Source organism: Streptomyces milbemycinicus, assembly GCF_002154605.1.
GTDB lineage: Bacteria > Actinomycetota > Actinomycetes > Streptomycetales > Streptomycetaceae > Streptomyces > Streptomyces milbemycinicus.
Map to the genome: position 1 here is coordinate 1 of NZ_MUNE01000721.1, position 3,974 is coordinate 3,974.

At 70.4% G+C, this 3,974-nt stretch carries 4 protein-coding genes; 3 read left to right on the plus strand and 1 reads right to left on the minus strand.

Translation table 11 applies throughout. From position 1 onward, the window contains the following. On the minus strand, window positions 1-388 hold a 388-nt coding region (locus tag CCN51_RS43970; RefSeq protein ID WP_245881809.1), incomplete at its 3' end, for an MBL fold metallo-hydrolase. Window positions 389-633: 245 nt separating this feature from the next. Between CCN51_RS43970 and CCN51_RS43975 the strand changes: the two genes are divergently transcribed. The 3 genes from CCN51_RS43975 to lanKC form a co-directional block, all read left to right on the plus strand. Further along, window positions 634-2,100, plus strand: coding sequence for an aldehyde dehydrogenase (locus tag CCN51_RS43975; RefSeq protein WP_014180163.1), 1,467 nt, complete (start codon window positions 634-636; stop codon window positions 2,098-2,100). Next, a complete protein-coding gene (locus CCN51_RS43980) occupies window positions 2,100-2,330 on the plus strand; it encodes a ferredoxin (protein ID WP_014180164.1) in 231 nt (76 codons plus the stop codon). The genes CCN51_RS43975 and CCN51_RS43980 overlap by 1 nt, the downstream gene beginning before the upstream one ends. Window positions 2,331-2,498: 168 nt before the next feature. Further along, a partial coding sequence (lanKC, locus tag CCN51_RS43985) for a class III lanthionine synthetase LanKC (protein WP_211303307.1) occupies window positions 2,499-3,974 on the plus strand: 1,476 nt, incomplete at its 3' end.

A 3,974-nucleotide genomic window follows, 5' to 3' on the forward strand; every position in this document is an offset into this window, starting at 1 on the left:
GGGCGGCGCGCAGCGGGGCGAGGTGTTCCTCGGGGGCTCCGGCGGCGGCGAGCTTTACGGCGAGGTAGTCGAGCCAGCGGGTGGGCTCGGCCTCACGGGTGCGGCGTACGACCTCGGCGTCGGCGGCGTGCATGGCGATCCATGCCCCGGATACGTCGCGCACCTGGGCGGACAGCCCGTGGTGGTCGGGGTGGTGGTGGGTGATGAGCACGCCGTGGACGTCGGACACCGAGGTGCCGCAGGCGGCGAGGCCGGAGACGAGGGCGTCCCAGGCCGTCGGGTCGTCCCAGCCGGTGTCGACAAGGACCGGGCCGCGGTCGGTGTCGAGGAGGTGGACGAGGGTGTGGCCGAGGGGGTTGTCCGGGATGGGGACCGGGATGCTCCACACCCCGCCGCCGTGGTCCGTTACCTCTGGGCGCGCCTTTGCCTCTGCCTCTGCCTCTGCCCCTGCCTCTGCCCCGGCGCCTGTGTCTGCCCCTGTCCTTGCCCCCGCCATGGGTGTCCCCCTCTCCCGGTCGCTCGTGCGAGCAACGCAAGCATCGCAAGCATTGCCCACTATAACTAGAACTGGTATCAGTTCTGATGCAGCGTCAGATAGGCGTGAGATCCAGACGAGCGGCGGGAGGCTCGGCAATGAGCGACCTCATCGAGCACGGACAGCTCTTCATCGGCGGCGCGTTGGCCGAACCGGCCGGCACGGATGTGATCGAGGTCGTCTCGCCGCACACCGAGGCGGTCATCGGGCGGGTGCCGCACGCCTCGCGCGCGGATGTGGACCGGGCGGTCGCGGCGGCGCGCACCGCGTTCGAGGAGGGGCCCTGGGCCCGGGCGTCGCTTGAGGAGCGGATCGCGGTCGTCACCCGTATCAAGGACGCCGTCGCCGTCCGCCACGAGGAGATCGCCAAGGCCATCAGCTCGCAGAACGGCTCTCCGTACTCCTGGAGCGTGCTGGGCCAGGCGCTGGGCGCGCTGATGGTGTGGGACTCCGCGATCACGGTGGCGCGCGGCTTCGTCTTCGAGGAGCGGCGGGCCGGGGTCCTGGGGCCGCTGCTGGTGCGGCGCGAGCCGGTCGGGGTGGTCGCGGCGGTGGTGCCGTGGAACGTTCCGCAGTTCACGGCGGCGGCGAAGCTGGCGCCCGCGCTGCTGGCCGGGTGTTCGGTGATCCTCAAGCCGTCACCCGAGACCCCGCTGGACTCCTACATCCTGGCGGAGATCGTCGCCGAGGCCGGGCTGCCGGAGGGGGTGCTGTCGATCCTCCCGGCGGACCGCGAGGTCAGCGAGTACCTGGTCGGGCACCCGGGCGTGGACAAGGTGTCCTTCACCGGCTCGGTCGCGGGCGGTAAGCGGGTCATGGAGGTCGCCTCGCGCAATCTGACCCGGGTGACGCTGGAGTTGGGCGGGAAGTCCGCCGCGGTGATCCTGCCGGACGCCGACCTGGACGCGGCGGTCGCCGGGATCGTGCCCAACGCGTGGATGAACAACGGCCAGGCGTGCGTCGCCCAGACCCGTATCCTCGCCCCGCGCAGCCACTACGACGAGATCGCCGACCGCTTCGCCGCCGCCGCCTCGGCCCTGGTCGTCGGCGACCCGCTGGACCCCGCGACCCAGGTCGGGCCACTGGTGGCGCGGCGCCAGCAGCAGCGGTCGCTCGACTACATCGCCACCGGGCAGCGGGAGGGCGCCAAGGTGCTGACGGGCGGCGGGCGCCCGGCGGCCCAGGAGAAGGGCTGGTACGTCGAGCCGACGCTGTTCGGCGACGTCGACAACGGCATGCGCATCGCCCGCGAAGAGATCTTCGGACCGGTGATCTGCCTGCTGCCGTACGGGGACGAGGAGGAGGCGGTGCGTATCGCCGACGACTCCGACTACGGCCTGTCCGGCAGCGTATGGACCGCGGACGTGGCGCACGGCATCGAGATCGCGCGCCGGATCCGCACCGGTACGTACTCCGTCAACACCTTCAGCCTCGACATGCTCGGGCCGTTCGGCGGCTACAAGAACTCCGGTCTGGGGCGGGAGTTCGGGCCCGAGGGCTTCTCCTCGTTCCTGGAGCACAAGATGATCCATCTGCCGCAGGGCTGGGACGGGGAGCAGGGCTGATGGGCGACCGCTGGCATGTCGAGGTGGACCGCGACGTCTGCATCGGCTCGGGGCTGTGTGTGAGCGCCGCGCCCGGCGGGTTCCGGCTCGACGGGGCTCGGCAGTCGCATCCGGTCGCGGCGGAGACGGACGCGTCGGAGGCGGTGCTGGCGGCGGCCGAGGGATGTCCGGTCGAGGCGATCGCCATCCGGCTCATCGGCGGGGAGCAGGTATTCCCCCCGGACGAATAGCCGGACCGGGGCCGGGATCGGGGAAGTTCGAACTCCAGTTCATGAATTTCGAACTCCAGTTCATCGAACTTACTCATGCGTATTGCACGGTCTCTTCATGACGGATGTGACTGTTCCCCCTCGGTGGTGGCGTGGAAATCTCTAACCCATCACGCCGAGGGGGACGCGATGGACAAGAGGTATGAGGTCTTCTGTCTTGCCGACAGATATTTCTATGAGACCCCGGACCGACTGTCCGCCGGCGCGGGGGCTTCCGAATCCCGCTACGAGGCCGCCCAGCGCACCGCCCCCGAGGGGTGGGAGACCTTCGTCTCCGGGGACTGGCTGCACGTCAACCCCGTACTGGAGGATGGGACCCCTCGGCCGGGCCGGCCGAACCAGGGCTGGAAGGTGCATGTCTCGGCCTGTCTCGACAACGCGGAAAAGACCGCGGCCAAGGTCTGGGACTACTGCGTTCCCCGGGAAATACCTTTTAAATTCGTGCCCACCGCGCATGCGCTGCACCTGCGCAATTCCAAATACGCGGGGCGCGGCTCCAGCGGGAAGTTCGCCACCATCTACCCGGCCGACGAGGTGGAACTCCACACCATTCTCCGTGAATTGGGTGAGCTGCTGGCGGGTGAGCCCGGCCCGTACATTCTGACCGATCTGCGCTGGCAGGAAGGGCCGCTGTATGTGCGATACGGCGGCTTCGCGCAGCGCTTCTGCGTCGATGATGCCGATGGTTCCGGCGCCGGCGGCACGCTGGTGCCCGCCATCGAGGACCCGTCCGGCAGGCTCGTCCCGGACCGCCGCGACCCCGCCTTCCATGTCCCCGAGTGGGTGACGCTGCCCGATTTCCTCGCGCCGCAGCTGGCCGCCCGCAACGCCACCACGGTCGCCGACCTCCCGTACCGCATCGAGAAGGCACTCCACTTCTCCAACGGCGGCGGGGTTTATGTGGGGACGGACACCCGCACCGGCGCGAAGGTGGTCCTCAAGGAGGCCCGCCCGTACGCAGGGCTCGCCTCCGACGGGGCGGACGCCGTCACCCGCCTGGAGCGGGAGAAGGCCGCGCTGGAGCGGCTGTCGGGGCTGGGCGTGGCGCCGGAGGTGCGCGACTGGTTCACCCTCGGCGACCACCGCTTCCTGGTGATGGACCATATAGCGGGCCGCACCCTCAACTCCTTCTTCGCGCAGCGCCATCCGCTGCTGGCCGCCGAGCCGGATCCGGCCGCGGTCGCCGACTACACCCGCTGGGCGCTGCGGATCCACGGCGCGGTCGAGGAGGCCGTCGCCGCCGTGCATGGGCGCGGGGTGGTCTTCAACGACCTGCACATGTTCAACATCATGGTCAGCCCCGACGAATCGTCCGTGATGCTGCTGGACTTCGAGGCGGCAGCACACATCGGCGAGGGGCGGCGGCAGGCCATCGCCCACCCCGGCTTCGTCGCCCCGCTCGACCGCCGCGGCTTCGAGGTGGACCGCTACGCGCTCGCGTGTCTACGGCTCGCCCTCTTCGTACCGATGACCACGCTGCTGGTGGTGGACCGCGGGAAGGCGGCGCACCTGGCGGAGGTGGCGGCCGGGCAGTTCCCGGTGGACCGGGCCTTCCTGGACGAGGCGGTGGAGGTGATCGCGGGCGGCGGGCACGGGGGGTACGGC

Excerpts from the sequence above, each read along its gene's own strand:
- CCN51_RS43975 (WP_014180163.1), top strand. The coding sequence starts at position 634 with ATGAGCGACCTCATCGAGCACGGACAGCTCTTCATCGGCGGCGCGTTG.
- CCN51_RS43980 (WP_014180164.1), top strand. The coding sequence starts at position 2,100 with ATGGGCGACCGCTGGCATGTCGAGGTGGACCGCGACGTCTGCATCGGC.